Source organism: Porphyromonas gulae DSM 15663 (assembly GCF_000378065.1).
Classification (GTDB): domain Bacteria; phylum Bacteroidota; class Bacteroidia; order Bacteroidales; family Porphyromonadaceae; genus Porphyromonas; species Porphyromonas gulae.
This window is the reverse complement of the sequence record NZ_KB899147.1, coordinates 66,369-93,161: the sequence shown is the minus strand read 5'-3', so window position 1 is coordinate 93,161 and position 26,793 is coordinate 66,369. Positions and strand designations below refer to the sequence as shown.

Here is a 26,793-nt window from a genome sequence, read left to right as displayed (position 1 = left end):
TAAAGGATCAATGGTAACGATCGTAAAGCCGCTCCAATTCGCCTGACAAGCGAAGCCGCTCGAACCAACTATTGAGACTGTCCTGCAAGGAGGTTGCACTTCGGCGCACCAACCATGCCTGTCGCAGTTCGAAAGAGAGCGGTACACTGCAGTCCAACGCAGGGAGGAGTTGTCCCAACTTCTTAGCTTCATGTTGGTTACAGACGGTCAGATCGATGTCGCCCGATGCCACCATCATGGCTAATTGCTCTGCAGAATAAGTGGGATCGGTTCGTATATATATACTATCCCCGATTTCCTCGGACAGGTGTTTGACGAACAACCTCGCCGGAGAGCCTTCCGGAATGGTCACCGTCCGTCCGGACAAATCAATCTGGCGACGAATCAAGGCAGTATCGGATCGACGTTGTACCAGATAAAGCCGTCCGAGGTGTATCGGACGAAGAAAGCGGTAGTGGACGGTGTCCGTTACAGCCGTCAGCGGAATGTCTTGTGCAATGATGTCGCATGCACCTCGTCGCAACCTTTCAAGGCTCTCTTTCCAATTCTTTTCGAGACTGATTTCTATCCGAATACCACTGATTTCCGATAAACGCCGTGCCACATCATAAACAAAACCGGCGGTGGAATCCTGTCCCACATAATAGTCTCTGTCATTGTATCGGGCGATGATCCTCAGTACTCCTTCTCGGTGAATATCAGAATAATCCCGCAACGAATCCACAGCGTCCCCACCAGTAGAGCTCCCTCTACCACAGTGGCGCAAAGCAACCATCACGATAAGGACAGAGATCAGCAAAACGCCGTAGAGAGCAATCTGTTTCTTCATTTTCATTTATTTATTGAAGTCGATGGCAATACCCATACGCAGACCACGAGGGTTGTACGGCGTATGCACCAAGGAGAAACGCTTGCTATCCATGAAAGCCTCGGCCAGATTGTACATTTCAAAGAAGAAACGTGAGCGTTTGAGGTGAATATTCACATAAGCATTCATCAGAGGGAAAGATCCTCCTACCTTTATCTCTTGTTGCGTGGTGAATTGCTGTACCGCAGGTTCATAATACGGAGCATAGTAAGAGGAATGGATACGAGCATCCACTCCCGTCTGTATACGCATCACCTTGGTACTGCTCGGCAGGCGGAAGTTCAAATAGAGATTGCCATAAGCCGCCAGCTTCGGTAATGGCAAAGCCGTACGGTTGCTACTCGTTTGATAGGCCGCTTCCACTTCCCAACCCAAAACACCCCATCGGTAGGCATGTGCTATCCGCCCTTCGAGAACTTGTATGGGAGAAGAGACCTGTTGGGGGAAAGCCGTATGGTCGAAGTATATATAGTTCTTGAGCGTAGCGGATTGCAATGTCAAGGTCGTGCCCAAGTCCTTCAAGCGAAGAGAGCCACCCAGTCTGAGTTGCTGGATGAAGTCGAACGATTCGTCCCACCAGTGCACAGTACCATGATGATGACGCAGGAAGTAACCCGGACGAGTATTGAGGAGCTGTCCCCAGGCTTCCATTTCCGTCCTCCGACGAAAGAGATTGAACGCTGTACTTAGTCGTCCTCTGAGTTTGAATGCTCCGGCATCGCTCCCGACAACCGAGAGCTCTCCATCTGCTGCGAAGTTGAGATATTTCCCCCCTCTTCGGCTGATCTCTCCCCCGATATAAGTGCTGAACTCCCTGTCCGTAGGGGGTACGCCGACCACTGAATCTTGTAGCGTATAAAACCGATTCTCCAATCTGACATAAGCCGTCAGGCCGAACTTAGCCCAGCGATGGAAACCTTCCCGCAAAGAAAGTGCCACCGTATTGTGGTATTCTTCCATTCGCGTGGTATCGTTCGGCAGCACGATCACTTCTCCGGCATCGTTCAGTCGTTTGATGAAAAGATTGGGATAGACGGTACTGTCCAAAGGGCTTTTGACCTTGAAACGGCGGCGACTCTTAGTATAATTGAAAGTATGGGAGATACTGCCCACGGGCACGAATACCATCGTATCGATCAAATGGGGAGCCTCGAATTCATTGCCATCATAATACTCGGTCTGTCCCTCACGATAGAAACCGAGGTTGTAGCGATGGGTCAGACGAGCCGTTCCTTGCCGAAGCGAATTGAACATATTATTGCCGGGAAACTTCACCGGAATATCCGTGGATACGAATTCGTTCGTCCCATTGGCAAAGTTACCCGGATGGATTACGTAGTCATCATTCGTAATCCCTCCGTTCTCTGTCATCAGATAGTAATTATTGCCCACATAAGCATACGCCTCGTAGCGATCGGAACGGTAGCTACCGAAAAAGCGGTAAGAGATGGCTTTCGTCTTGTTGGAGTTGTAGAAACCGTTGCTGTAGATATAATCCACATCGTTACCGATGTTGATTCGCTTGCCTATATTCAAAGCCAAAGTAGAACGCAGCTCTTCCTCTCGCGTCTGATTGTCGCCATGCCGGAGATAGAGCACCTGAGTAGTAGGACTCTTGGTATCGTAGAATCGGGCTGTAAAAGGATCTATCAACATACCGTGAAGCCCGTACATATACATGAACTGCGGATGATAGAGCGGACGATCGAAGAACATTTTGCTCTCCCACGGAGAGTTCAGATTGCCCAAATAACCGATGGCAAGCGAACGTCCCTCGGCTTTCACTCGATTGTAGAAACCGAGCATAGCCGTATCGATGGGAGAGCGCAAGAGATCACCCGTATTGGGATTCAACGTATAGACCTTGAGTTTATCCCCCCGAGCGATCTGCTCTTCTTCGGTAGGTTCCTTTACCTCCTTGCCTTCGAAATCAAACTGATAATCATGTTGTGCAAGAACGGGAACCACTGCAAACCACAGTGATACCACAGCACCGACAATTTTCCTGATACTTCCAGCCATCAACATAGTTAAATTACCAGCCACCAGAGGCTCCACCTCCACCAAAGCTGCCACCACCGAAGCCACCGCCGCCAAAGCCGCCTCCGAAACCGCCGCTGCGGCCTCCACGACCAAGCAGCGAACCCAGCAGGATACCTGCAGCAGCAACTTCGGCATCATTATTGTCTCGGTACTGTTGGGTATGATTCTCTCCGCAGTACAGACAGCGCCATTCCTTGCGAATCATCATGCCCCTGTCCGTACGCACACGCTTTTCTCCCATATAGCGCAGGGCAACCGTTCCGCAGTTAGGACAACGCTTGTAGGAGGTAGCCGGACGATCGTAGCCTATTACCTGCGCATGGTCGCAGGAAGAGCAGGCATAGACTCTGAAATCCCGACTCTTAAGTTTATGCTCCATCTGCTGAGAGGGACTGAGATAACGATCTTCTTCCAAACTTTGATCAAGCAGATGTACCGAATGCTGATGGCAGCGTGGACACAGAGCCATCTCTTTCTTCAGTTTGTTCTGTCGTGATTTGACGATGGCCATCACCACAATAAATCCCGGAGGGAAAAGCAGTAAAAAGACGCATCCCAGCATCGATATTCGCCTGCGAAGAAATTCATATTCCTCCACTGCCGTTGCTCGTGGATATTGCCTGCGATATGAAGTCAGCTGATAGAGTACCGAAGCCGAAGCGAGGAGCATAAAGACGCAATAGAATATAAATATGGTACCCCAGCTCATATTGGAAACAGCAGACCGATCTCCACCGTCAGGCTTCACATCATAAGATCCGTCCAACACCTGCTGAACAGCAACAACTCCCTCGGATAAACCTTCGGCATAGTTCCCCGATCGAAAATGAGGGATCATGCGATCATGTATGATACGGCTCAGCAAACCATCGGGCAAATAACCTTCCAGACCATAGCCCGTCTCGAAGCGTACCCGTCGCTGATCCAGCACGAGTACGAGCAAAAGGCCGTTGTTGTTCTTTTTATTACCGACTCCCCATTGACGCGCCAGCTTCAAGGTAAAATCCTCCAATGGAGCATCACCGATAGACGGGAGAGTAACGACGGCAAACTCGACGGCATAACTGCTGCGGATGGCTCGTAGCCGTCCGTTCATGACCTCCTCCTGGGCATTGCTGAGCAAACCCGCTTCGTCCGTCACGAGCCGAGTGCTATCGGCAAGTTGGACGTTGGGTACATCCTCCGGCTTATATACCCGCTGTGCCGATACACTGGAATGCATCAGAAAGAAGCAAAAGGCCATTAGGAAAAAAGGCCACTCTGCAAGGCTCCGTAACCTGATCTTTGACGAACGCATCATTCGCAAGAGCGAAAAAGAGGATTAGAATTTTACTTGAGGAGCCTTCTCTGCACCTTCATCAGCCTTGAAATAGGGACGCTGATCGAAGTTCATCATACCGGCAATGATATTGGCCGGGAATCTGCGCACAGCCACGTTATATGTCTTGGCTATGGCATTGAAGTCCTGACGTGCTACCGTGATTCTGTTTTCCGTACCCTCAAGTTGCACTTGCAGATCGCGGAAGTTCTGGTTAGCCTTGAGATCGGGGTAACGCTCTACTACGACCATCAAACGGGACAAGGCACTCGATAGCTGATCCTGCGACTGCTGAAACTTGGCCAAGTTCTCTTCTGTCAGATTGTCGGCATTGATATTCGTAGCAGTGGCTTTGCTACGTGCTTCGATCACGGCAGTAAGCGTTTCGCTCTCGTGAGCGGCATAGCCTTTGACGGTCTCTACGAGATTCGGGATCAAGTCCAAACGACGTTGATATTGGTTTTCCACTTGACTCCAAGCCGTATTGACGGCTTCCTGCTTGTCCACAAAACTGTTGTATTTGACCACACCCCAGCTAAATAGCAGTACAAAAACTGCAATAATGGCAATGATGATTACTGTTCCTTTTTTCATATTCATTCTATGTTTACGTTACTATTAGGTTTATCAGAATGTGCTACTTACGACGTCTGACAGGCGTTTTGTCTTTCTTGACCGACCAGCCGAAATAGCCGAGAAAGTCCCCAAGCGAGAAGTATTCGCCATGCGAATATGCCAGCAGGTTTGCTTTCTCCATATCGAAAGAACCTGTCTCCGGGTCGATATATTGTTGGTCGGCACGCACATTGACCACATCGGCCATAAACATGTCATGGCTACCGAGTGGAATGATCTGTCGTACCTTGCACTCTATGCTGACCGGCGATTCGGCCACCAGAGGAGCTTTGATCAGCTTGGCAGGTTCCACGGTAAGGCCTGTCTCGGCAAACTTGTCATAGTCCTTGCCCGAACGAACACCGCACCAGTCCGTCTGTCTGGCCATGCCGACCGTAGTCAGGTTCAGACCGAACTCGCCACTTTCCTTGACGAGAGCATGGGAGTGACGTTCCGGACGAATACTGACATAGCACATAGGTGGCTGGCTGCATATCGTCCCCACCCAACTGGCCGTAAGCAAATTATAATCCTCCGGCCGAGAGCCGCAACTCACCAATATGGCCGGTAGCGGATAGATAAGTGTGCCGGGTTTCCAATCTTGTCTCATTGTTTTGTTCTTGGAAAAGTTACGCGAACTATAGCAGTTCGATACGTTCATTGGAGAGCTTTCGCTCGCAATAGTCGCATCGGAGCGTACACTGTTCGGCATCGATCACACGGAATCGGGTTTGCATCAGTTCGTTGTTCGTAATACACTTCGGATTCGGACAACGGACGAGCCCCACAATCTCGTGTGGGACTTCCACCTGACGTTTTTCTACAACTTCATAGTCCCGAATAATGTTCAGACGTACATTCGGGGCAATAAGGGCGATACGGTTCAATTCCTCCTCGTCGAACGTTTTATCCTCTATCTTGATAACCCCCTTCGACCCATGGCTCCGACTGCGCAGATTGTTGCCGATGGTGATCCGCTTGTCCAAATCATCCAGCTGCAAGAGCGTAGCCACTTTGAACAACTTTGTCGGGGGGATATGGTCTATCACGATGCCGTTTCTAATCGCGGCGACGAGCATTTCTTCCTTTTTCATCACAATATCTGCTTAGTTTGCAACGTCTATGCCGAGCACTTCACAAATAATGGACTGCCTCGTATAAAGTCCGTTCAGTGCTTGCCGGATAAAGTAGGCCTTAGGATTGTCATCCACATCGTAGGCAATCTCCCCCACACGAGGAAGTGGATGCAGTACGCGCAGATTCGGACGGCTGTCGGATAGCATATCGTTGGTCAGCACATAGACATCTTTGACCCGTTCATATTCCTCCATATCCGTGAATCGCTCGCGTTGTACACGCGTCATATAGAGAATATCGCAGTTATTGATCACCTCCTCGTCGAAATGTTTGGTTTCCATATAAGGCAGATCATGCTCTCGACAAAACTGCTTGTATTCTTCAGGAAGAGACAGCTCTTCGGGAGCAACGAAGATAAAGCGAGGACGGAAGTGCGACATACCCTCTATCAGGGAGTGGATGGTGCGCCCGTACTTAAGGTCACCTACCATAGCTATGGTCGTATCGTAGAGAGTGCCCTGCGTCTTGCGAATCGAATAGAGATCGAGCAAAGTCTGTGAAGGATGCTGGTTGGCTCCATCGCCGGCATTGACTACCGGCACACGGCTTACCTCCGAAGCATAACGAGCCGCCCCTTCCAGATAGTGGCGCATAATAATCAGATCGGCATAGTTGCCCACCATGGAAATGGTATCCTTGAGCGATTCGCCTTTCGTAGAGCTGGAGGTGGATGCATCCGAAAAACCGATGATACGGCCTCCGAGACGGTTCACAGCCGTCTCAAAGCTCAGGCGTGTACGGGTCGAAGGCTCAAAGAAGAGAGTGGCTACGACCTTACCTTCCAAAAGGTGCCGATTAGGATTCTTTTCGAATAGCTCTGCCCGATCGAGAATGCGAAGAATGTCCTCGGCCGAACACTGGTCAATAGATACGATATGCTTCATTTTTTATGGAATATAATTGAATGATGTGGACGGGGAATAAAGCTCACCTCAAAGCGAAAGAAGCCTTAACCGTTATGCTCGCTGTCTTCATCTTGGAAGATGTATTGAACGAACCGCCCCAGCTGTAATCTTCGTTCGAGTTGAGTCCCACTATCTGGAACACACCCATCGAAGAAGATAGCATCTTGCCTACGGAAGAACCGCTCCCTTCGGCAATGACCGAAGCACGATTGAAAGCGTCTTCGGAAGCATTGCGCAGCATCTCCACCTTCAGATCATTGAGCTTGGTGTAGTAATAGGCCGGATGGTTGGAGGTAATCTCTACCCCCTGATTGATCAGCTCCGTTATATCGCGAGATATTTTCTCCACATGTTCGATGTCCTGTGAGGTCACCGTAGCTGTCTGGCTGAGCAGATATCCGGCAAAGGTCCTGACGTTTTGTTCCTGCCGCGGATCGTAATAATAGTTGTACTCTTTAGAGATGGCTACGCTTGAGAAGATATAAGACGAATCCGGCAGCTGCTTGCTTTTCAAATAGTCTGCCACCAATATCTGTTTTTCCTTCAAAGCCTTGTAGGCCGATTCGATATCCATCATCTGGAGCTGGTATGAAGCACTCCAAACGATCAGATCGGATTTGAAATTACGCTCGGCCATACCGGTCACAATCACCGAAGGCTGAGAGCGACGTAGCTGAGCGACACTGCGACCAAGAGCATAAAGGCCCAATACGAAAGCCAATCCGGCGACGATCGTAATCCAAAGTTTTTCTTTTTTCATCACAAAGCACTGTATTGATTGTATATTACTACTTCTTATCACCATAGAATACGGGATAAGCAAAGTAATGCGTTTCCCACCGGCGAGTCCAGATATTGTATTCGCGCTCTGCCCCGACGGCAAAACCGAATCGTTCGGAGACCTTCAGCTCGATCGAACCACCGTACTGAGGGCCGAATCCATGCATCGGCACCGCCATATTGAGTCCTGAGCGCGTACTACTGTAGAGAGGATAAGTGCCGAATCCATTGATAAAGACATTGTCTATCAATTCGTATCGAGCAGTGCCCCCGAGCGAGAGCGTTCTATTATCGAAAGCATTCCACTGCACCTGTCGATAATCGACACCGGTGGTAAAACTCAACCTATCGGTGGCTTGCCAGCGGAATTGACCACAGACAGTCCTCATAGGCATAAAACCGAAGTTCTGCTGCCAACCGCCTTGAATATGCGCCGTAAGATTTTGACTCAGCAAAAAATCGGCACCGGCATTCCATCCAAAGTCCTTGCGTACACCGGTCAATAAATCATGACCAAGACCGATATTGCCGGATGTATAAAAACGCATCCGGTCGGTCGGTCGCCAAGAAAAGACACCGGCAGCGTGGCGAGTTTGCAAGAGGGGGGATACGAAATCCCGGCGTTCTGCCGTGAAGTCGAGCTCATCGTTCAATCGCAAAGATGAGCGATGAGGCTTCAATCCATTGAGCAAAGCATCGGAAAGATGTCTGTCCCGAATTCCTTGCAGCGGACGAGGATTATGAAAAGAAGCAGGCAGGACGGGGTGATCAACGGAGAGGAGGGGCGTCTGCTCCACCTTGCTGATATTGGGCACAGGCTGAGCCGTAGAGAGAGTATCCTTTTTCTCTTGTGCCGTTGCATAAGAAAGACTTGCCGCGAATATCAATCCGAACAGGATGGTTCTCGGCCGACCGATAAGACACCGTATTATCATGAGTCTTGCATAATTTGATATACCGCAAAGATAAATTATTATAGGTACAACAGACACACCGTGCAACATTCATAGCCTTATACGAACACCACAAGACGATGACGATGGAAAAATCAATCCGCCGAAAAGTGTAGCAGGCATCATCTCACAGCCGATTGGTTTACGCGCCGGATTTTTTGCGTTTGCAGTCTGGGAAAACGTGGCGCGTAAACTTTTTCACTTTGGCGCGAGAAGTAAAAAAATCTCGAACCAAAACGAAAAAATTCCGGCACCACCTTCTTCAGAAAAGACGCGCCACAATCAGAGGTTTTTTGGCTCGTATCGGTGGGATAGCGGTTGATGGATATTGACTCGATAGTAGAGCTGTCCTCCAACGGCAGCCCTAAGAAAAACTCGATAAAAAATGCACCATTCTCATTGTCCGGCATCAAAGAGATCGTCCAGGGCGAACCGAATGAAAACCAATGAGATCTCATCGTCTTCTTCGACGAAATAGCCGATCGTTCCATCCGCCAGTAGAGTCATATCCGAGTAGGCACTCGATCCCGAATTGACGACTACGGGGGTAGACCAGCGGCCGGAGGTATGATCGAAGAGATAGACCGCTCCATCGCGACGTCCATCCGGGCCGAGAGGCAGGGAGTGCAGCATTTGATTCCTTCCGCTCCGCTCCACCTGAAGCATAGCCCCATTGCAGCCGGGGTCATGGATGCCCTCGAACTGCTTGGCTCTCTCCCAAGTAAGGCCATCGTCGGAAGAGAGAGCGAAGAAACGCTGTCGGCTCTCCTGCCGTCCCTGATTGCGTACGCTCATCAGTACCCTGCCATCGGGCATCAATGAGAGCTTTGCCTCATCGCCACGGTGGTATGCACAGTCGGACAGGTGCCAAGTGGTGCCCTCGTCGTCGCTATAGAGGACATAGTTGTTCAGGACGTACTCCTGCCCTGATTCGCGGATGGCAGCCACAAACATGATACGACCGGATGGCAGCACAAGCCCTTGTCCCGAAGCACAAAAGGAGGCCAACCAGCGACTGCGTCCCGGATCGGCACAATCCTTGCCGAAGATGAAATGGGTTATATCCCGAGGAGGAGACCAGGTGAGGCCTTCGTCCCGACTCTCCGACACATAAGTTCGTTGGGGACGATCGGGGGTGGACTGCCAGAGTCCTACTCCGCCGACGAAGATCATCAGGAGCTTTCCGGCCTTGGTCTGTACGAGAGCTACATCGCCAAAGCCATGATTGCGGCCCTCTCCCTGTACGATGATTCGTGGATCGCTCCACGATCTCCCTCCGTCCGTACTGCGCCGCATGACTATATCTATATCCTCCGGCAGATCCGTCTGATTATACTTGCGTCTGTCAGCCATCGCGATGAGCGTCTCTTGGGAAGTTTTCAAAATAGCCGGAATACGGTAGTTGCGCGATCCGCCATCTCCGGGCACAAAGAGAGCCTCATACCCCCTATACAGCCTACGGGAGGCAGGCGACAGCTCTTTCAACGGCAAAGGACGGCCATCGACAGCCACCTCTTGTACACGGGCAGTCAGTGTGTCGGATCGGGAAAAGGAAGTGACAGGCCCTATATCCGCAGCCAGATAAAAGGAACGGCGGCCGGCAACAGAATCGACAGAAAGAATCATGAAGCAATCTTCCTTTGAGATCGGGAAGCTATCGTAGGAGACTCGCCCTTTATAGTCCGGCAGATCGCGTACTGCCAAAGAATCACTCACAAGGAGATACAGGGCAGTGACTTTGTCCTTTGTATCTTGTGGAAAGGAGTAACTGATTCGGATCTGTTTGGCATTCGGCGGCAGAGGTTCGCTCAGTACTATTTTCACCAAAGTTCGATGTGCCTGATCGGGTGCCACACCATGCTTGTCTCCCCACACTGCTACCTCCTGTGCAGTAAGGCGCAACATCGCCACAAGACAACAAAAAATGACAAGGCAGACAGAACGCCGAGTCCTCGCCAAAAGAGTATTATTAGCCATCGAAAACAATTTTATACCATTTTGGGAATCAAAGTTATGAAATCATAGCAGTTGCGTCCGCGCAAGGCATTGGAACGAACATTGTAATCCTTTCCGGATTCTTCTGATCGATTCACCAAGCCTCAGCACAAGCCGTTCCCACTCCTGTCGATGGCGACCGCTCATGGGGCAAAAAGAGACCAATGTGGAGTGTAAAATCAAAGAAAAAAATCAGGCCATAGAGGTCCGAGATTCGGCAAGCAATGCTCCCAATAGCGAGCGAAGCACAGCCATAGAGGGAAGGACAAGTGATGCACCGGCATCCCACAAATCGGCATCGGGCAAGCAACCTGTATTTACCGCAATGGTAAAGATACCGGCATCGACAGCTGCACGAACTCCCAGCGGAGCATTCTCTACCACAAAAGCCTCGGAAGGCGACATCCCCACACATTCCAACGCTTTGAGATAAGGTTCCGGATGAGGTTTTCCACGGTGTACATCGGCACCTGTCACCATATTCGCAGGCCCGAAGCTGTCGCCATAACCTCTTTGCAAACGCTGCAATATATCGGTCTGGGACGAACCCGTCACCAGCATGATACGCAAGCCCTGTCTACAGACATCCGACACCAGAGCCGGAGCACCGTCGATCACGTTTCCCGAGTTATACAAAGCGAAGAGTTGGCTCTTGCGTCCGTACATATCGGCTATTTCTTTTTCTGTCGGCTGCCGTCCGTATCCCCGTTCGAACAGGATCTTGATGGTATCGCTACCCTTCTGCCCTTCCCAGCGATAAAAATCCAGTGGCTCCGCAGCGATACCGTATTCTCCGGCAGCCTCCACCCAACTGCGTGCATGTGCGGGCATGGAATCGAACAGCACTCCGTCCATATCGAAAAAGCACGAACGGAAAGGGGCATGCCGGTATGCCTTCTCTGTTCGGAATGTCTGCAATGCTTCCGCTATATTATTGTAGTCCATCGATTCTTTTCTCTCCATTAACTTATGACGCTCCAGTCTTCCTCCTTGGGGAAGAGTTTATTCAGACGAAGAGCGAGCATTTGATTGTCAGGGTGGCGAAGTTCGGGGTCGCGCTCCAGTAGTCGCTCCGCTATACTTCGGGAGAGGGCTATCAGCTCCGTATCTCGTGCAGGATTGGCTATCCGAAGGCTGATCTGACGACCGCTCTGGCGCGTACCCTCCAAGTCGCCGAAACCACGAAGGCGCATATCTTCCTCTGCTATTTCGAATCCATCGTTCGTCTCCACCATCACCTGAATACGCCGGCGCGAATCCTCTCCCGTTTTCGTTCCTGTGATCAGGATGCAATAGCTCTGCTCTCCACCGCGGCCTACACGTCCTCTGAGCTGGTGCAGCTGCGACAGGCCGAAGCGATCGGCATTCTCCACCACCATCACTGTAGCATTGGGGACATTCACACCGACTTCGATAACCGTCGTAGCCAACAGGATACGGGAGCGACCGCTGACGAAGTCTGCCATACGCGCCTCCTTTTCCTTGGCTTTCATCTTGCCGTGTACCATCGTCACACCCTCATCGGGGAAAATGGAAGAGAACAGCTCGAAGCCATCCTCAAGATTTTTCAAATCGGTCGTCTCCGATCCCTCGATCATCGGATACACCACATACACCTGCCGGCCGGCAGCAAGCTGAGATCGCAGGAAACGAAAGACCGGTGCCATATCGTTGTCGAAGTGGTGGAGCGTCTGTATGGGCTTACGGCCGGGAGGCAATTCGTCGATGATGGAAATATCCAGATCGCCGTACAACGTCATGGCCAAGGTACGCGGTATGGGGGTGGCACTCATAATCAGAATATGGGGCAGAGTGTCGAGGTTCTTTTCCCACAGACGTGCTCGCTGCTGTACACCAAATCGGTGCTGCTCGTCTATGACGGCCATTCCCAAACGGTGAAAGACTACTCCCTGCTCCAATAGGGCATGCGTGCCGACGACGATGGAGATCGAGCCATCGGCCAGACACGGGAGCAAGCGTTCTCGCTGACGTGCAGTACAGCTTCCGATGAGCAAGCCGACCTCTACGCCAAGCGGTCGCAGCAGCTCGGACAGGGTATGATGATGCTGTCTGGCGAGAATTTCGGTCGGAGCCATCAGGCAAGCCTGACAGCCATTGTCCAGAGCCAACAGCATGGATAGCAAGGCTACCAAAGTTTTACCGCTACCCACATCGCCCTGCACCAGCCGGTTCATTTGATGTCCGCTGAGAGTATCTTGCCGGATCTCCCGTACCACCCTTTTCTGTGCGCCGGTCATTTCGAAAGGCAGATGCTCCTTGTAGAATCTATTGAACAAGGCTCCTACTTGGGCAAAAACAATTCCCTGAAAGCGAGCCTTGCGTTCCAGCTTGCTGCCGATCAGATGCAGTTGTACATAGAACAGCTCTTCGAACTTGAGTCTTGTACGGGCAGCTTCCAGCTGTGCCACCCCCTGAGGGAAATGAATCTGTCTGATGGCCTCCTGATAGGAGACGAATCCATAAGAAGAAAGGATGTAAGGCGGCAGTGTCTCCGTCAGTGTAGCCGATACCTGATTGAGGAGTACGTACAGGAGTTGCTGGAGTTGTTTGCTGCCCAGCCCCATACTCTTCATTCGCTCTGTGGTGTGATAAATCGGAGTCAGTCCGCCGGCTACCTGCTCTGCCTTCTCCTCCGCATCTATTTCGGGATGTGCTATGTTATAGCCGGAAGCAAAGAAAGCAGGCTTGCCGAAAACGATATATCGCCGTCCTTCCTGTAGCTTGTCGCGTATGTACTTGATCCCCTTGAACCAAACCAGCTCTATGCTTCCCGTACCGTCAGAGAAGGTAGCCGTCAGCCGCTTGCGCCGTCCTTCGCCCACCTCGGAGAAGTTGCGAAGGACACCGCGCAGCTGGATATAGGGCATATCGGAGCGTATCTCCCGTATGGCATAAAATCGACTCCTATCGACATAGCGAAAGGGGAAATAATGAAGAAGATCCAGATAGGTACGTACTTCTATTTCCTCTTTCAGTACTTCCGCCCGCTTCGGCCCTACGCCAGTCAGGTAAGTGATTTTGGTCGATAGCATATCCATCTGCCGCCCGAAGATAGAGTGTCGCGTACGTTAATGCGCCGGGGATTACTTCTCCGACAAGCGTTGCTGCCAACGCCATGCACTCAGCAGTGTGTCCTCCAACGACTCCAAAGCCTTCCAACCCAACACCTCATTGGCTTTCTTCGGCTCGGCCCATACCTGTTCGATGTCGCCTTCGCGCCTTCCTACTATCCGATGAGGAACGGCAACGCCTGTCACCCGTTCGAAGGTGCGGATAAGTTCTAGCACACTCACTCCTCTACCCGTACCTATATTAAAGACTTCGAGCGAATCGCTCGCTTTCTCTTCGTTCAGCATCCGTTCGATGGCAGCCACATGCGCTTTGGCCAAATCCGCCACATAGATATAGTCCCGGATACAGGAGCCGTCGGGCGTGTCGTAGTCATCACCGAAGACACTCAGCTCGGCTCTGATACCTGCCGCCGTTTGAGTCAAATAGGGGATCAGATTCTGAGGCACCCCGTTAGGAAGCTCTCCGATATGCGCTGTGGGGTGTGCCCCGATCGGATTGAAGTAGCGCAGGAGTATGGCCTTGTACCCTGCTCCGGCATGGATGGCATCGCGGATAATCTCCTCGTTGATTTGCTTCGTATTGCCATAGGGAGAGAGAGCTTCCTGTATCGGAGCCTCTTCCGTTACGGGCAATACCTCCGGCTGTCCGTACACAGTACAAGATGAGGAGAATACGATCCCACGAGTGCCGAATCGCCCCATCAGTTCGAGGATGTTCAGTAGAGAGAGGATATTGTTCCTGTAGTACAAAAGTGGCTTCTGCACCGATTCGCCTACGGCCTTGCTTGCAGCAAAATGAATGACGCCTGCTATATCGGGATGCGCCGTAAAGATGCGCTCCATCGCCTCCATATCGTTACAGTCGGCCTCATAAAAATCGGGGCGAACCCCTGTGATCCAGGCTATACCATCGAGCACAGCAGCATGGGAGTTGGAGAAGTTGTCCACACTCACGACCCGATAGCCTGCCTGCTGTAGCTCCACAGTCGTATGGGATCCTATATATCCTGTCCCGCCGGTAACGAGAATCTTTTGTTTCATTTCGGTTTTTTATTTCGTAGCTAATTCTTGATTGATCGAGTCGATATAATCCAGCAATTCTTCTTTGCCTGTTTTCTTTTCGGAAGAGGTAATAAATACCGGAGGAAGCTCCTCCCACGTTTCCAGCAGTTTTTGCTTATAGGCCTCCGTATTCTCTTTCAATCGGCTGAACGAGAGCTTGTCCGCCTTGGTGAATACGATGCTGAACGGAATCCCATTCTCACCCAGCCATTGGAGAAACTCCAAGTCGATCTTCTGCGGTTCGTGCCTGCAATCGATCAGGACAAAGAGGCTCGAAAGCTGCTCGCGACAGAGGATGTACGTCTCGATGATCCTGCGCAAGGACTCCCTGTTGGACGCGCCCAAACGGGCATATCCGTAGCCGGGCAAATCGACCAGATACCACGAATCGTCGATGATGAAGTGGTTGATCAACTGTGTCTTACCCGGCTTTTGGGAGGTCATGGCCAGTCCCTTTTGGCCGGTAAGCATATTGATCAGAGAGGATTTGCCCACATTCGAACGGCCGATGAAAGCATATTCGGGGAGCTTCGTATCAGGACATTTGCGCACATCGGTATTACTGATTACAAATGCCGCCTTTTTTATTTCCATTCGGTTCTGTCGTTATTTATATACGGATAGCCGTACAATAATAATTATATCTTTGTGACATACAAAGATAGCTTTCTTTTATCGGTTAAGCCTCAATTAGAATATGAACAAATCGCTTACAATTCTTATCTATACCCTCGTTTGGGTTTTGCTCATCGTCTTGCAAAGTCTGGCATTGGAGAGCACCAACCCGGGTACTCCCTCCTTTTGGAATACGCCCTCCGCTTACTATTCCATATGGATCGTGGATGCTTATATCATAGCCCTGTACTATATCAATTATTTCCTGATAGCTCCGGCCATGATCAAGAGACTCCTCTTCCGTCCCTATATCGTGCTGTCGCTGGCCTTGGGAGGAATAGGCATGTTGCTTCCCGTCATCTTCCACCACGCTTGGCAATGGACCATACCGGGCACAGCCGAGGGGCAGATGCCCCTTTACGGAGAGGGCTTCATAGCCGCCATAGCTGCCATAGCCGTAGGGCTGTCCGTCCGTGGAGTGCGTGAGTGGGTGCGTCTGGCTCGTCGGAATACCAATCTGGAGATAGCACTCAAGAACAAGTCCATCGCATACGATCGTGCCGAAGCGCGGCTGCGTTCTCTGGAACAGCCGGTTTCCTTCCGCGACCTCGGTACGGGAGCGAAGGTGGAAAATGCACCTTCCTCCACTCCTGTCAGTCCACAAACAAACGAATAGCCATGCGAAAGAAACGCTCCAATCCCTACTACCAAGTCAGCAGGCGGAAGTTCAGCAAACGAAATTCCGGACGCAGATATTCGAGAAAGAGGAGAAGAAACGGAAGGCGATGGGGGCTGGTGATCAGTCTGCTCTTTCTTGTCGCCCTCGGCATCTGGGTAGCCAAGCGGTACAGAGCTTGGTTCGTTTCTCCGGCCGAAGTCTCCTACACCGTACCGCATACGATAGACAGGCTCACCCTGACGCCGGGAGAGGATTTCCTCACCCAAAGGACGGTCAGCTGGCGGTGCGACACCCTGCCGCAAGACTCTTGGCTGGACTATCGCTCTTTGGACGGAACGGATGCTGATACCCTGCTGATCTCGCTGCCGGCCGAGGGGAAAGAAGTCGTCACCCGTGCAGGACGCAACTACTATTACCACGCTAAGATAAACGGGCTCAAGCCCGGCCGCACCTATACCTACAGGGTCAAGACGGGAGAGCAGACATCGCCCTGGTACCGATTCTCCATTCCCGACAGTTCGGCTGCCACCGACTTCATCTACATCGGAGACGTTCAGGATCCGGGCAACGGAGGCAGTCAGGCACTGCTCCAACGGCTGCGCACCCTGCATCCCGACCCTGATTTTCTGGCTTTGGGTGGGGATCAGATCGAAGGCCCCACGGATTTCTATTGGGAAGTATGGCATCGTGCCATAGGCGACTGGACGGCATCGACACCCGTCATCGCCGCCACCGGCAACCACGAGTATATCAAAGGACTGAAAAGACAGCTCGATCCCCGTTGGGTACCTCAGTACAACTATCCGGCCAATGGCCCCAAAGGCTTCGAGCAACGTTCGTACTACATAGACTTCCCCTATATGCGGCTCATCGTCATGGACTCCAACGACATCCAATGGCCGGCATCCGTATTCAACCACCGCACGTGGTTGAAAAATGCACTCGAAACCACCGTACAGCCGTGGAAGATAGTCATGTTCCACCACGGAGTATACTCGGTGCGGCAGGGACGCATGAATCCGATCATCCGCTACGGCTTCCGCTCCATTCTGGAGGAAGGCGGTGCCGACCTCGTCCTGCAAGGACACGACCATGCCTACTCCCGCATCACCACGAAGACGGAGTCCGGCATGAAGAAGACACCCATATATATCATCAGCAGCGCATCGCCCAAGCACTACCGCAACGGATTCTCCGACCGGCACGACAGGATCGGCTCCGGTCTCTACCTCTATCAGACCATCCACGTCACGCAGGGAGAGATCCGCTACCGCTCCACCACCTTCGACAATCGCCCGTACGATGACCTCCACCTGAAGAAGGTGGGAGGCCTAACCACGGTCAAGGACAATGCCGAGGACTGGAAAGAGATCTTCGCTTTCGACAACTTTGCCGACAGCAAAAAAGGCCGTAAGAAGCGTGCCGACTATCGGCAGGCAGCCCAAGAACGAGTAGCCGGCCATCGGTAAGCGGACGATCGGTGGCGCGTAAAATCGGATCAAAAACGAACGAACAGCCACACTGCCAACAACTTTTCACTACCTTCGTTGCCGTAACCACAGAATAGAAACATAGACGATACTCGGCCGAAAGGCTGTGCGGTCGTCGATTTTTCGATTAACTAACAAACAATGAAAAAAGAAGACCTTATGCGTAGTGGCTTTGCCACACGTGCCATCCATGGAGGCGCTATCGAAAACGCCTTCGGCTGCTTAGCCACCCCCATCTACCAGACATCGACTTTCGTTTTCGACAGTGCCGAACAGGGAGGCCGTCGCTTTGCCGGAGAGGAAGGCGGATATATCTATACCCGTCTGGGCAACCCCAACTGCACCCAAGTGGAAGAGAAACTGGCCATGCTCGAAGGCGGAGAAGCCGCCGCATCGGCTGCATCCGGTATCGGAGCCATCAGCTCTGCCATCTGGGTATGCGTGAAGGCCGGCGACCATATCGTAGCCGGCAAGACGCTCTACGGCTGCACCTTCGCCTACCTCACCCACGGACTGAGCCGCTACGGTGTGGAAGTCACCCTCGTGGATACCCGCAATCCGCAAGAGGTGGAGGCCGCCATTCGCCCGAATACGAAGCTCGTCTATCTGGAGACTCCGGCCAACCCCAATATGTACATGACCGACATCAAGGCGGTCTGCGACATCGCTCACAAGCACGAAGGCGTACGTGTCATGGTGGACAATACCTACTGCACGCCCTACATCTGCCGTCCGCTGGAGCTGGGTGCCGACATCGTCGTACACAGCGCGACCAAGTACCTGAACGGACATGGCGACGTCATCGCCGGATTTGTCGTAGGTAAAGAGGACTACATCAAGGAGGTGAAGCTCGTCGGCATCAAAGACCTCACGGGTGCCAATATGAGTCCGTTCGATGCCTATCTGATCAGCCGTGGTATGAAGACATTGCAGATACGTATGGAGCAGCACTGCCGCAATGCTCAGGCCGTAGCCGAATTCCTCGAAAAGCATCCGGCCGTAGAAGCAGTCTATTTCCCCGGACTTCCGAGCTTCCCCCAATACGAATTGGCCAAGAAGCAGATGGCACTGCCCGGAGCCATGATCGCCTTCGAAGTGAAGGGCGGTTGCGAAGCCGGCAAGAAGCTGATGAACAGCCTGCACCTCTGCTCCCTCGCCGTGAGCTTGGGCGATACGGAAACCCTCATCCAGCATCCGGCCAGCATGACCCACTCACCCTACACACCCGAAGAGCGTGCTGCCAGCGACATATCCGAAGGACTGGTACGCCTGTCCGTGGGTCTGGAGAATGTGGAGGACATCATCGCCGACCTCAAGCACGGTCTGGACAGCCTGATCTAAACGCGCCAAAGGCTGCATAAAAGCCTGACAACAAACAGCATGAACCCCGAAAGTCTTTGACGGACTTTCGGGGTTCGCTTTTATATATCTGTTTGGCTGCCGCTGTCTTTTGCGTGGTCGTTTTTGGAGGTGAAAACAGGCGCGAAAAAAGTTTTCAACAACGAAGACGAGTTTGGAATCATTCCAAATAAGCACCTGTGAGAGAGCAGATCCTGAAGCAGAAGAGATCGGAAATCCGGGTCTTTACGATCGGGATTCACTTTTCCAAGGGTCGAATCACGATTTATATACAAAGTATTTTCGATTTGTATATATATCGTTTTCATTTTGTATATAAATCGTTTTTGATTTATATATAAATAGATTGCGAAAAATATATAGATTGTAAGCCCGATTGATATAAATCGGACACCTCGAAAAGCCTTTAGCGGAGGTATAAATAAAGAGGCACCCACCGAGTTCGTGCAGGAACTCGGTGGGTGCCTCATCTTTTTCGAGGGGGTACGAAACGGCTCTCAGGCTCTACCGCTCATACAGCAGGTTTGCATCAGCCATACGCAATGCCGGTATATAACCACACATAGGCCGAACGAAACCGGCCGAATACGAATGCTGGGAAGAGAGGAATCGGAGCACATATCTATCATTCATTTAGTCGTTTACAAAGTCATTCCATAAAAAGGGAAAGCACTCCCGGCACAAATTCACCGAAGAGGGGAGTACCTCGTCCGCCTGCAAATGTAGCGAAAAAGCCCCAACGCGGAAGAATCCCCACACTACTGCACATTCCAACGCCCAAGCCACCAATCAAGAATCATGTTGTGTGTACCCTTCGAATAGAGGGTAGATCCAACATAAGAAAAGAGGCTAAGAAACAAAACCTTGTTGTGTGTACCCTTCGAATAGAGGGTAGATCCAACACAAGGGAAGAAAAGATGCAGAAACTCAAGGTTGTGTGTACCCTTCGAATAGAGGGTAGATCCAACAGGAGAACTCAACTACAGACGGCGGGACACGTTGTGTGTACCCTTCGAATAGAGGGTAGATCCAACTATAACTGAATATATAAGGTCATTATGAGAGTTGTGTGTACCCTTCGAATAGAGGGTAGATCCAACCGATCAGCAGAATCCAAGGGGATATTCCGAGTTGTGTGTACCCTTCGAATAGAGGGTAGATCCAACGCCGAGGAGTCTATTCTTTGGTTCAAGGAGTTGTGTGTACCCTTCGAATAGAGGGTAGATCCAACGCTGCAAGCCCAGGGGCAGGCGGCCCTGTTGTTGTGTGTACCCTTCGAATAGAGGGTAGATCCAACTTTTAACTTAGAGTGAGTATTGTGATACTTGTTGTGTGTACCCTTCGAATAGAGGGTAGATCCAACAGCGCAGTTCCTCAATGACAACAACAACAAGTTGTGTGTACCCTTCGAATAGAGGGTAGATCCAACCTACCCCCATCGAATTTGAAACCGATTGAGAAGTCATCATTCCACAGAAAGTGAGTGACGGTAAGGCTTTGGAGCCACTGCAAGCCGGTGAAAAACAGTCTGTCATCATCATTTTAGTGGGATATTAGGATTGAAAAAAATGACTCTCTACGGTCGGGTTTATGCTATTTTCTCTCAAAAAATCATTCCTACGTTCCTGCCGGTTCGCACTCAAAAGTTCAAAGTTCGCCCCTTCAGTGCGATGGCTTCTCTAACGGTTTGGGTAAGCTCCTGATGAATACGGATCATCCGTTCGGCCGTTTCGGGCTTGTTCATCACAATCCTCTCATCCGAGCTATCCCTCTCCGAAAGCAAAAGGCCGTAAACGATACTTCTATACTCAAAGATACGGGAAATAATCTCTTTAGACAAGAAAACACCGTTGCCATTCTTATAAAATTCGTCCGTCAGTTCGGACAAGAATCCACGGATGCAGGCCGGCCTGAAATAATAGGTTTTCGCTCCGCTCCCTTTGGCTTTCTGCCATACCAATATGCTATCGGCATTCTCCGTATCGGTGGTGAAGCGCAGCAGCTTGTAGAAACTCCGGTGCGCCTCCAGCACGGCTTGGTATTTGCAGCGTTCGATATTCTCTATGCTCTCTTTGGAGAGCTTGCGCACGGCATAGCGATATGCCAGATATGCGGCAATGAAGATACCCGATAGCTCGATCAGCTGTACGCATATCGGTGTCCAACAAATAGTCATCGTCATCATTTTCTTATGCTTGTATGATTCGTTCTACCGTTTCTTTTGCCTGCTTCACTTCCTCGCTCAACCGGTGCGCGATGTTCAGCCCCATCCTTTCCTCTATGGCATCGGGGGAAGAGGGGTCGTACTTCCGAATGGACGAAAAGACGGCCTCATCGTACATGGGATACTGATTGTGCGAGAAGGCATTGCGCACAGCGATCAGAAGCCGGACTTTCCCGTGCAGCTCCGGCCACTTGGCCAAGAGAGGATCCGACCAGCTTTCGAGCATCTCTCTGAAGCTCTCATCCGGCAAGTGAGGATACCGGCTCAGCAGACTCTCTTCCAGCCTGAGCGTCAGCTCGAAGACACAGACCCTTGCCGTCTGATACTTGGCCAGCTCGTACTCCACCCTGAGCTTGCTGATCGGGTACTGCTCCATCGCGAGTCCGCCGGTATCGACGAAAGAGAAAAGGCCGTTGAGCCGGCGATCCTTGACAAAGGATTTGAAATTGCCCTGCTTCAGCAGCTTGGTGTCCCTCTCTTCGATATAGACCGTCGCCAGAGGAGCCTCCTCCTTGTGCACATGGCCCCGGCTGTCGGCTCTGTACACGACCACAGGCAAGCGCATCGGCTTCACGCGGTTCAGCACATTGAGGCTCCCCTGCTCTTGGACGTTGGGCCGAATATCTTTCAGGTAGAGAGTACCGGTATCCAATCCCTCCACCTTGTTCTCTTCCATGAGATCCCGGCACATCATCCAAGTGATAATATCCTGATTCTTGACAAGTCGCAGTTCGCGCTCGAACTTCTGCCACGACTTGAAGTCGTGATAGGGGTGTTCTTGGGCTTCGAGTATTTCCTTTTTCAGTTTGGCGAGATTGATCTTGTCTGCCCTGACTTTCAGCTTGCTCTCAAAGGCTTTCCAAAGGGAGAGATCCCGCAACAGCTGCTCGATTTTCTTCTTATTTCCCGGACTTGCATACTCGATTCCGGCAAAAGCATCCTCTATCCGACGAGCAGCACTGTGCGACCAAGCCTCAAGGTCTCGGAACCGCTCCTTACCTCTCTCCCACTCTTCGGCTCGCTCTTCTTTGCTCAGGAAGCGTCCTTTCTTGGGCTTGAGGCTGTTGCCTACATTGAAGGGGCTGTCATAGAAAGGCTGTACACGGTCTTCACAAGCTCGCTCGAAATACAGCGGAACGGCTTTGGCCATGAATCCGACTTCCCTGTATGACCCGACTTCATCGTACCCCATCTCTATCAGGCAGTCTCTGACCGCTTCGGTAAAAATCCCGCGTGGCAGATGAAATTCGCTCTTCCAGCCTGCCACCAATGTCTGTCGATCGGTTTTGGGTTCCTTGAGCAGGAGGAAGGGGCGATTCTCCATCCGATCGCTTCGCCCTATGCGTTCGAGGAAAGCCTTTCTTGCTCTCAGATAGCTGCGATAGAAGGACAGGATATTGGTATGGCTCTCCCACCGGGTATCGTGCAGGAAAGGATGGGGATTGTTCCCTCCCGTCAGATTCATCTGGCGGAAATACGGGGTCAGACGCTCCTTCTCTCCACCGAAAAGGGCGAGGGCGCGCTGTAGCATCCGGTATTCGGTGCTGTTGGCCTTGCTATTGTTCAGGGGCTTGCCGCTTGCGTCTTTCGCCACGGGCTGAAAGCGCATCATATCCCGTACCAGCCAGTCGGCTATGACGCCCGACTTGGGCAGGCCGGCATTCTTTCGGCCGATCCTGATCTTTCGGTCGGTCTGCCGATCCAGCATATCCAGACGATGATCCGTATCCGCTATCATTTCCTGAAGTTTCTTGCGGACTTTCTCCTCCATATTCTTATGTTCTTGGGACAATATGGCGATCATTTGCTTGGGGAGATGTCCTCGCCGAATACCCTTGTCCGCCAAACAGGCATCCAACTCCTTGAGCGTATTGATTTCGTCTCGGGCGAAAGCATCGTAGACAGCGTACACATCCTCTATCACCCTCTTGATTCTTCCTTGCACCTTCTCGGCACTTACCTCCTCGGAATACTTCTCCCTCAGCAGGAAGTAATAGAACATCATGGGCATCAGCTCATGCACGCTCAGGAAGGCTTCTGCCGTGAGCCGTTTGTCTTGGGCATATTTGCTTCGCCCCGTTCGGGTCGTTCCTACCTCCGGCGACGGCCAAAGATGCTGCCCTTCCGGCATGAACCTCAGCCCGATCTTGCCTTTCTCGATATGATAATGCGGAGAGGTTTGGGAGATATAGGGCTTGTCGCCGGTCTCGAAGTAGTCCAAATCCCGCACCAAACGCTTCCACTCTTCGGGTCTATGCTCCTCGGCGAAATCCTGTATTCGGCCGAAGCCGTACAGGTTGCGCGTCAGATGGCGGTCTTCCGGCTGCTCGCCGATCATCTTCTTGTATATGGCGAAGTGGTAGGTGCCCAAATCTATATGGAAGCGGAGGGAAGTGAAGACTTTCTTCAGATCGAAGTATCGCAAGGCGAAGTAGGGGAAACGATCCTGATGCCTGACCAGCGTGTTTTTGAAGGGGTCTTCTCCCCCACCGTCCGTATCGTCCTCATCGGGCAGAATATCGACGGGCACTCTGAAACACGCTCTATCGTCTTCGCGAAGACGATCGTACAACGGCTTGGGACAGCGAACCAGTTCGTTCAGCATATCGAGCAGCATCCAGTCGTCCGTGCGCAGGCTCTCCAGTTTGAGCTTCGGCAAGGAGATCCGGCTCCGGCAGAAGACTTCGTTGGTCATCTGCTGGTAGGTTTCGGTGCCGCCCTTGAAGCCTCGGATCTTCTTTTGCATCCAGATGGCATCCCTTTTCTCAAGAAAGAGGGAGACGAAAAACAGCAGTCCGGCTTCCGTGACCATCCCCTCACTATCGACAAAATGGTGCTTGAAGGAGGGATTGTCATTATGGCCGTATCTGTCCTTCTTGCCTTTCCTGACAAGGTGGTTGAAGTGGTAGTGGGGATCGACCTTGTCGTTGTGCTCGTGATCTCTTTTCACCCGTTGGACACTCACATCGAAGACGTTGTACAGTCTCTGAAGCATGTTTCCATCGAACAGGGGCAATTCCGAAGATCCGGAATGTCGGTAGTGGGAATAGTAATTCCTGAAATCCTTGAGCTTTTGTAGAAAGTCGAACAGGATGCTCTTCAGATTGTCCAAGGAGAGTGCATTGGCTTGCAGCTCCTCCTTTTCTTTTTTTGTCAGTTCTTTATTCTTGGAGGATTTGTTTCCGGAAGATTTGCTTTCGAAGAGTTTCTTTCCGTATGCCGCTCCTTCCAAAAAGGAGAAATGCTTCAGGATCAAACTTCTCAGCCGTGACTTCCTCTCCAGATCGTTGTCGAGGTTTTTCCATAGGGCTTTGAAAGAGAGTACATCCTGATCGTTGGTTATATCGGCCTTGCTGTAGGCGAGCTGTCTGTCGATATGTGTGAGGGTGATGTAGGCTTGTGACGTGCCAGATTGAGGAAGGCTGCCCAGAAATGTTTGTCCTCCAGTGTGTAGTAGGTACCGTTGTACGGTCTCTCGCTTTGTTCTGTCATATTCTAATAAGTAGTGTGGATCGATAAGCAGGTCTATCGGGTTTCATAATGTGCCGAGTGCCTGCCGTTTTTATTTCATGGCTATAAAGTTACAACCATATTGACGAATATTCACATGTCAAAACCCGGCTTACTTTCAGCTCGCCGGGGTAGCACAAAGCCTTCTTTACAACAGGAAAAAAGAGTAGGAAGTACGCTTTGATACCGTGGAAAGAGGGGGCGACAGAGGTCGCCTGTGTTTTTTTCCTACTTTTGGATTGCATAATCGATAAGCACAAACTGCAATATGGTATTCAACTTTCTGATAGTTTCCGATGAGGTGGAAGATTTCCGCCGAGAGATAGCGATCGACTCCGAAGCTACCTTCCTCGACCTCCAAAATGCGATTCTGGACTCGGTGGGCTATTCGCACAGCGAGCTAACGTCTTTCTTCCTCTGCGATGAGGACTGGCGCAAGGGGCAGGAGATTACACTGATGGAGATGGACACGGCCTCGGATGAGGACTCGTATGTGATGGAAAATACACGCTTGGAAGAGTTCATCGAGGACGAACACCAACGTCTCGTCTTCGAGTTCGACTTGATGACGGAGCGTTACTTCTTTATCGAAGTGATGGATATAGTACCGGGCAAATCGCTCTCGGAGGCTAAGCTCCTCACGTCGGAAGGATTGCCTCCGCGACAAAGCTCTCTGGACGATCTGATGGATCCGACTGCCTCTCCTGCCAAGCAGGCCAAGGGATTGGATCTGGAAGAAGACTTCTTCGGCGACAGCGAGTACAACGAGGACGAGATAGACCGCGAGGGATTCGAGGGCTTCGATGAGATAACATCCGACCTGTCCGATAACTATTGACCCTGATACGTCCGGCGCATTGGAGACTCAGGATCATACGCTATACGTCCTCCTTGGCCCCACCGGTGTGGGCAAGACGGATCTGAGCCTCGACATAGCCGAGCGTTTGGGTAGCCCGATCATCTCGGCCGACTCCAGACAGATATTTCGCGAACTGCCCATAGGAACAGCGGCACCCACTCCCGAACAGCGGGCGAGAGTGCCGCATCTTTTTGTCGGTACGCATAGCGTCAGGGACTATTATAGCGCGGGAATGTACGAGGTGGAAGTGCTCGAAGCTCTGAAAGAACTCTTCCAAAAGTATAGAGGGGTGCTCCTTACGGGCGGTTCGATGATGTATATAGATGCGGTTTGTCGGGGGATAGACGATATTCCCGACCCCTTTCCGGAGGTGAGGGAAGAGCTTTACGCCCGATACGCAGCGGAAGGATTGGACGGGATACTGGCACAGCTCCGACTACTGGATCCCGATTACTACGCCAAGGTAGACAGACGGAACTATAAGCGAGTGATCCACGGTTTGGAGATATGCCTCTCGACCGGCCGGCCGTTCTCCTCGTTCCACCGACACGAGGCCAAGGAGCGTCCGTTCCGAATCGTCAAGATCGGACTTTGCCGAGAGCGCGAGGAACTATGCAGACGGATAGACGCCCGTGTATTGGCGATGATGGAGCAAGGTCTGGAGGAAGAGGCTCGTGCCGTCTATCCCCTGCGCCATCTCAATGCGCTCAATACGGTCGGCTACAAAGAAATGTTCGAATACTTCGACGGCTCGATCGACCGGGCAGAAGCCGTAAGGCGGATCCAACGCAACAGTCGTGTATATGCCCGCAAGCAAATGACATGGTTCAGGCGCGACAGTACGATCCGCTGGTTCCATCCCGAAGCGGACAGAGAGGCTGTCCTGACCCTTGTCACCTAAATGCTTTGTCATCGTCTATTCAGGGCAACCGCATCAAAATGTAAGTACCTGATTATCAATCATAGTTTTGAGTGCATTCTTTATCTTTGAGTATAATCTCTGAAATGCAATCATTTGAAAATTAGCAACTTATATTTTCTCGAAATTTTTGATGCGGTTGCCCTGTCGTCTATTAAAGATGATTGAGCTTTGCCGATTTTTATCCTTAATTTTGTTCCAAACGTTTTCAACCCGAGTTGCTTGTAAAGAAACTTTCCAATAAACTTCAATTTTGTTCGCTGCGTTTATGAAGTTATTATTTCAGAAAAAAAGGACATTTCCTCAAATCGCTACAAGCCTTATTGCCCTTGTTGTACTGTTTTTGTCTTGTATTCCATACTTCAGCAAA

25 protein-coding genes and 1 CRISPR repeat array are annotated in these 26,793 nt (G+C 51.3%); of the genes, 6 read left to right on the top strand and 19 right to left on the bottom strand.

The window, feature by feature from the left end:
- Window positions 1-7: 7 nt before the first annotated feature.
- From F452_RS0100425 to F452_RS13125, 10 genes are all read right to left on the bottom strand, one after another.
- Window positions 8-829, bottom strand: coding sequence for a transporter substrate-binding domain-containing protein (locus F452_RS0100425; protein WP_235317504.1), 822 nt, complete (start codon window positions 827-829; stop codon window positions 8-10).
- A 6-nt stretch (window positions 830-835) separates the two neighbouring features.
- Window positions 836-2,890, bottom strand: coding sequence for a putative porin (locus F452_RS0100420; protein WP_244263754.1), 2,055 nt, complete (start codon window positions 2,888-2,890; stop codon window positions 836-838).
- Window positions 2,891-2,903: 13 nt separating this feature from the next.
- Window positions 2,904-4,052, bottom strand: a complete 1,149-nt coding sequence (locus tag F452_RS0100415) for a TPM domain-containing protein (protein ID WP_033317097.1) — start codon at window positions 4,050-4,052, stop codon at window positions 2,904-2,906.
- Window positions 4,053-4,232: 180 nt separating this feature from the next.
- Window positions 4,233-4,829 (bottom strand): LemA family protein, encoded by a 597-nt coding sequence (locus F452_RS0100410; RefSeq protein ID WP_018964298.1) that lies wholly within the window; start codon window positions 4,827-4,829, stop codon window positions 4,233-4,235.
- Window positions 4,830-4,866: 37 nt separating this feature from the next.
- Window positions 4,867-5,454 (bottom strand): flavin reductase family protein, encoded by a 588-nt coding sequence (locus F452_RS0100405; RefSeq protein ID WP_018964297.1) that lies wholly within the window; start codon window positions 5,452-5,454, stop codon window positions 4,867-4,869.
- 28 nt (window positions 5,455-5,482) lie between these two features.
- Window positions 5,483-5,938 (bottom strand): aspartate carbamoyltransferase regulatory subunit, encoded by a 456-nt coding sequence (gene pyrI / locus F452_RS0100400; protein WP_018964296.1) that lies wholly within the window; start codon window positions 5,936-5,938, stop codon window positions 5,483-5,485.
- Between the two features lie 12 nt (window positions 5,939-5,950).
- Window positions 5,951-6,865 carry an aspartate carbamoyltransferase gene (gene pyrB, locus F452_RS0100395; protein WP_018964295.1) on the bottom strand — a complete coding sequence of 305 codons (915 nt, stop codon included), beginning with the start codon at window positions 6,863-6,865 and terminating at the stop codon, window positions 5,951-5,953.
- Between the two features lie 43 nt (window positions 6,866-6,908).
- Window positions 6,909-7,646 carry an SIMPL domain-containing protein gene (locus tag F452_RS0100390; protein WP_018964294.1) on the bottom strand — a complete coding sequence of 246 codons (738 nt, stop codon included), beginning with the start codon at window positions 7,644-7,646 and terminating at the stop codon, window positions 6,909-6,911.
- Between the two features lie 28 nt (window positions 7,647-7,674).
- The gene (locus tag F452_RS0100385) at window positions 7,675-8,601 is read right to left on the bottom strand and encodes a porin family protein (protein ID WP_018964293.1); all 927 of its coding nucleotides are present in this window, start codon (window positions 8,599-8,601) and stop codon (window positions 7,675-7,677) included.
- A gap of 160 nt (window positions 8,602-8,761) precedes the next feature.
- Complete coding sequence (locus F452_RS13125; protein WP_394331895.1) at window positions 8,762-8,854, bottom strand: DUF1661 domain-containing protein; 93 nt, start codon at window positions 8,852-8,854, stop codon at window positions 8,762-8,764.
- Here F452_RS13125 and F452_RS11210 point away from each other — a divergent pair.
- Window positions 8,823-8,951 (top strand): DUF1661 domain-containing protein, encoded by a 129-nt coding sequence (locus F452_RS11210; RefSeq protein WP_230587845.1) that lies wholly within the window; start codon window positions 8,823-8,825, stop codon window positions 8,949-8,951. The two genes, F452_RS13125 and F452_RS11210, sit on opposite strands and share 32 nt — an antisense overlap.
- A 64-nt stretch (window positions 8,952-9,015) precedes the next feature.
- On the opposite strand, the gene F452_RS0100375 is transcribed toward F452_RS11210, so the two are convergent.
- The 5 genes from F452_RS0100375 to yihA all read right to left on the bottom strand — a co-directional run bounded on the left by F452_RS0100375 (window position 9,016) and on the right by yihA (window position 15,362).
- Window positions 9,016-10,524 carry a sialidase family protein gene (locus tag F452_RS0100375; protein WP_018964291.1) on the bottom strand — a complete coding sequence of 503 codons (1,509 nt, stop codon included), beginning with the start codon at window positions 10,522-10,524 and terminating at the stop codon, window positions 9,016-9,018.
- A 282-nt stretch (window positions 10,525-10,806) separates the two neighbouring features.
- The gene (locus tag F452_RS0100370) at window positions 10,807-11,577 is read right to left on the bottom strand and encodes an HAD family hydrolase (protein WP_018964290.1); all 771 of its coding nucleotides are present in this window, start codon (window positions 11,575-11,577) and stop codon (window positions 10,807-10,809) included.
- Window positions 11,577-13,673: an ATP-dependent DNA helicase RecG gene (gene recG / locus F452_RS0100365; RefSeq protein ID WP_018964289.1), complete on the bottom strand. Its 2,097-nt coding sequence runs from the start codon at window positions 13,671-13,673 to the stop codon at window positions 11,577-11,579. The genes F452_RS0100370 and recG overlap by 1 nt, the downstream gene beginning before the upstream one ends.
- 45 nt (window positions 13,674-13,718) lie before the next feature.
- On the bottom strand, window positions 13,719-14,747 hold the full coding sequence (gene galE, locus F452_RS0100360) for a UDP-glucose 4-epimerase GalE (RefSeq protein ID WP_018964288.1): 1,029 nt from the start codon (window positions 14,745-14,747) through the stop codon (window positions 13,719-13,721).
- Window positions 14,748-14,756: 9 nt separating this feature from the next.
- On the bottom strand, window positions 14,757-15,362 hold the full coding sequence (gene yihA / locus F452_RS0100355; RefSeq protein WP_018964287.1) for a ribosome biogenesis GTP-binding protein YihA/YsxC: 606 nt from the start codon (window positions 15,360-15,362) through the stop codon (window positions 14,757-14,759).
- A 103-nt stretch (window positions 15,363-15,465) separates the two neighbouring features.
- On the opposite strand from yihA, the gene F452_RS0100350 reads away from it, so the two are divergent.
- The 3 genes from F452_RS0100350 (at window position 15,466) to megL (ending at window position 18,893) form a co-directional block, all read left to right on the top strand.
- Entirely contained in the window at window positions 15,466-16,059 is a 594-nt protein-coding gene (locus F452_RS0100350) for a hypothetical protein (protein WP_018964286.1), read from the top strand.
- Between the two features lie 2 nt (window positions 16,060-16,061).
- Entirely contained in the window at window positions 16,062-17,531 is a 1,470-nt protein-coding gene (locus F452_RS0100345) for a purple acid phosphatase family protein (RefSeq protein WP_018964285.1), read from the top strand.
- A gap of 162 nt (window positions 17,532-17,693) precedes the next feature.
- A complete protein-coding gene (gene megL, locus F452_RS0100340; protein ID WP_018964284.1) occupies window positions 17,694-18,893 on the top strand; it encodes a methionine gamma-lyase in 1,200 nt (399 codons plus the stop codon).
- Between the two features lie 522 nt (window positions 18,894-19,415).
- Here the strand turns inward: megL and F452_RS13010 are convergent.
- From F452_RS13010 to F452_RS12500, 4 genes are all read right to left on the bottom strand, one after another.
- Window positions 19,416-19,544, bottom strand: coding sequence for a hypothetical protein (locus F452_RS13010; protein ID WP_262497926.1), 129 nt, complete (start codon window positions 19,542-19,544; stop codon window positions 19,416-19,418).
- Between the two features lie 167 nt (window positions 19,545-19,711).
- A CRISPR array of direct repeats spans window positions 19,712-20,340; the repeat unit is 36 nt; unit sequence GTTGTGTGTACCCTTCGAATAGAGGGTAGATCCAAC.
- A 210-nt stretch (window positions 20,341-20,550) separates the two neighbouring features.
- Complete coding sequence (gene csx28, locus F452_RS0100335) at window positions 20,551-21,096, bottom strand: type VI-B CRISPR accessory protein Csx28 (RefSeq protein WP_018964283.1); 546 nt, start codon at window positions 21,094-21,096, stop codon at window positions 20,551-20,553.
- 4 nt (window positions 21,097-21,100) lie between these two features.
- Window positions 21,101-24,478, bottom strand: coding sequence for a type VI-B CRISPR-associated RNA-guided ribonuclease Cas13b (gene cas13b, locus F452_RS10585; protein ID WP_235317513.1), 3,378 nt, complete (start codon window positions 24,476-24,478; stop codon window positions 21,101-21,103).
- Entirely contained in the window at window positions 24,475-24,627 is a 153-nt protein-coding gene (locus tag F452_RS12500) for a hypothetical protein (protein WP_235317507.1), read from the bottom strand. The genes cas13b and F452_RS12500 overlap by 4 nt, the downstream gene beginning before the upstream one ends.
- Window positions 24,628-24,913: 286 nt before the next feature.
- On the opposite strand from F452_RS12500, the gene F452_RS0100320 reads away from it, so the two are divergent.
- Together F452_RS0100320 and miaA are read left to right on the top strand one after the other, a co-directional pair.
- Window positions 24,914-25,483, top strand: a complete 570-nt coding sequence (locus F452_RS0100320) for an IS1096 element passenger TnpR family protein (RefSeq protein ID WP_018964281.1) — start codon at window positions 24,914-24,916, stop codon at window positions 25,481-25,483.
- 19 nt (window positions 25,484-25,502) lie between these two features.
- Window positions 25,503-26,405, top strand: coding sequence for a tRNA (adenosine(37)-N6)-dimethylallyltransferase MiaA (gene miaA, locus F452_RS0100315; RefSeq protein ID WP_018964280.1), 903 nt, complete (start codon window positions 25,503-25,505; stop codon window positions 26,403-26,405).
- The last annotated feature ends 388 nt before the right edge of the window (window positions 26,406-26,793 follow it).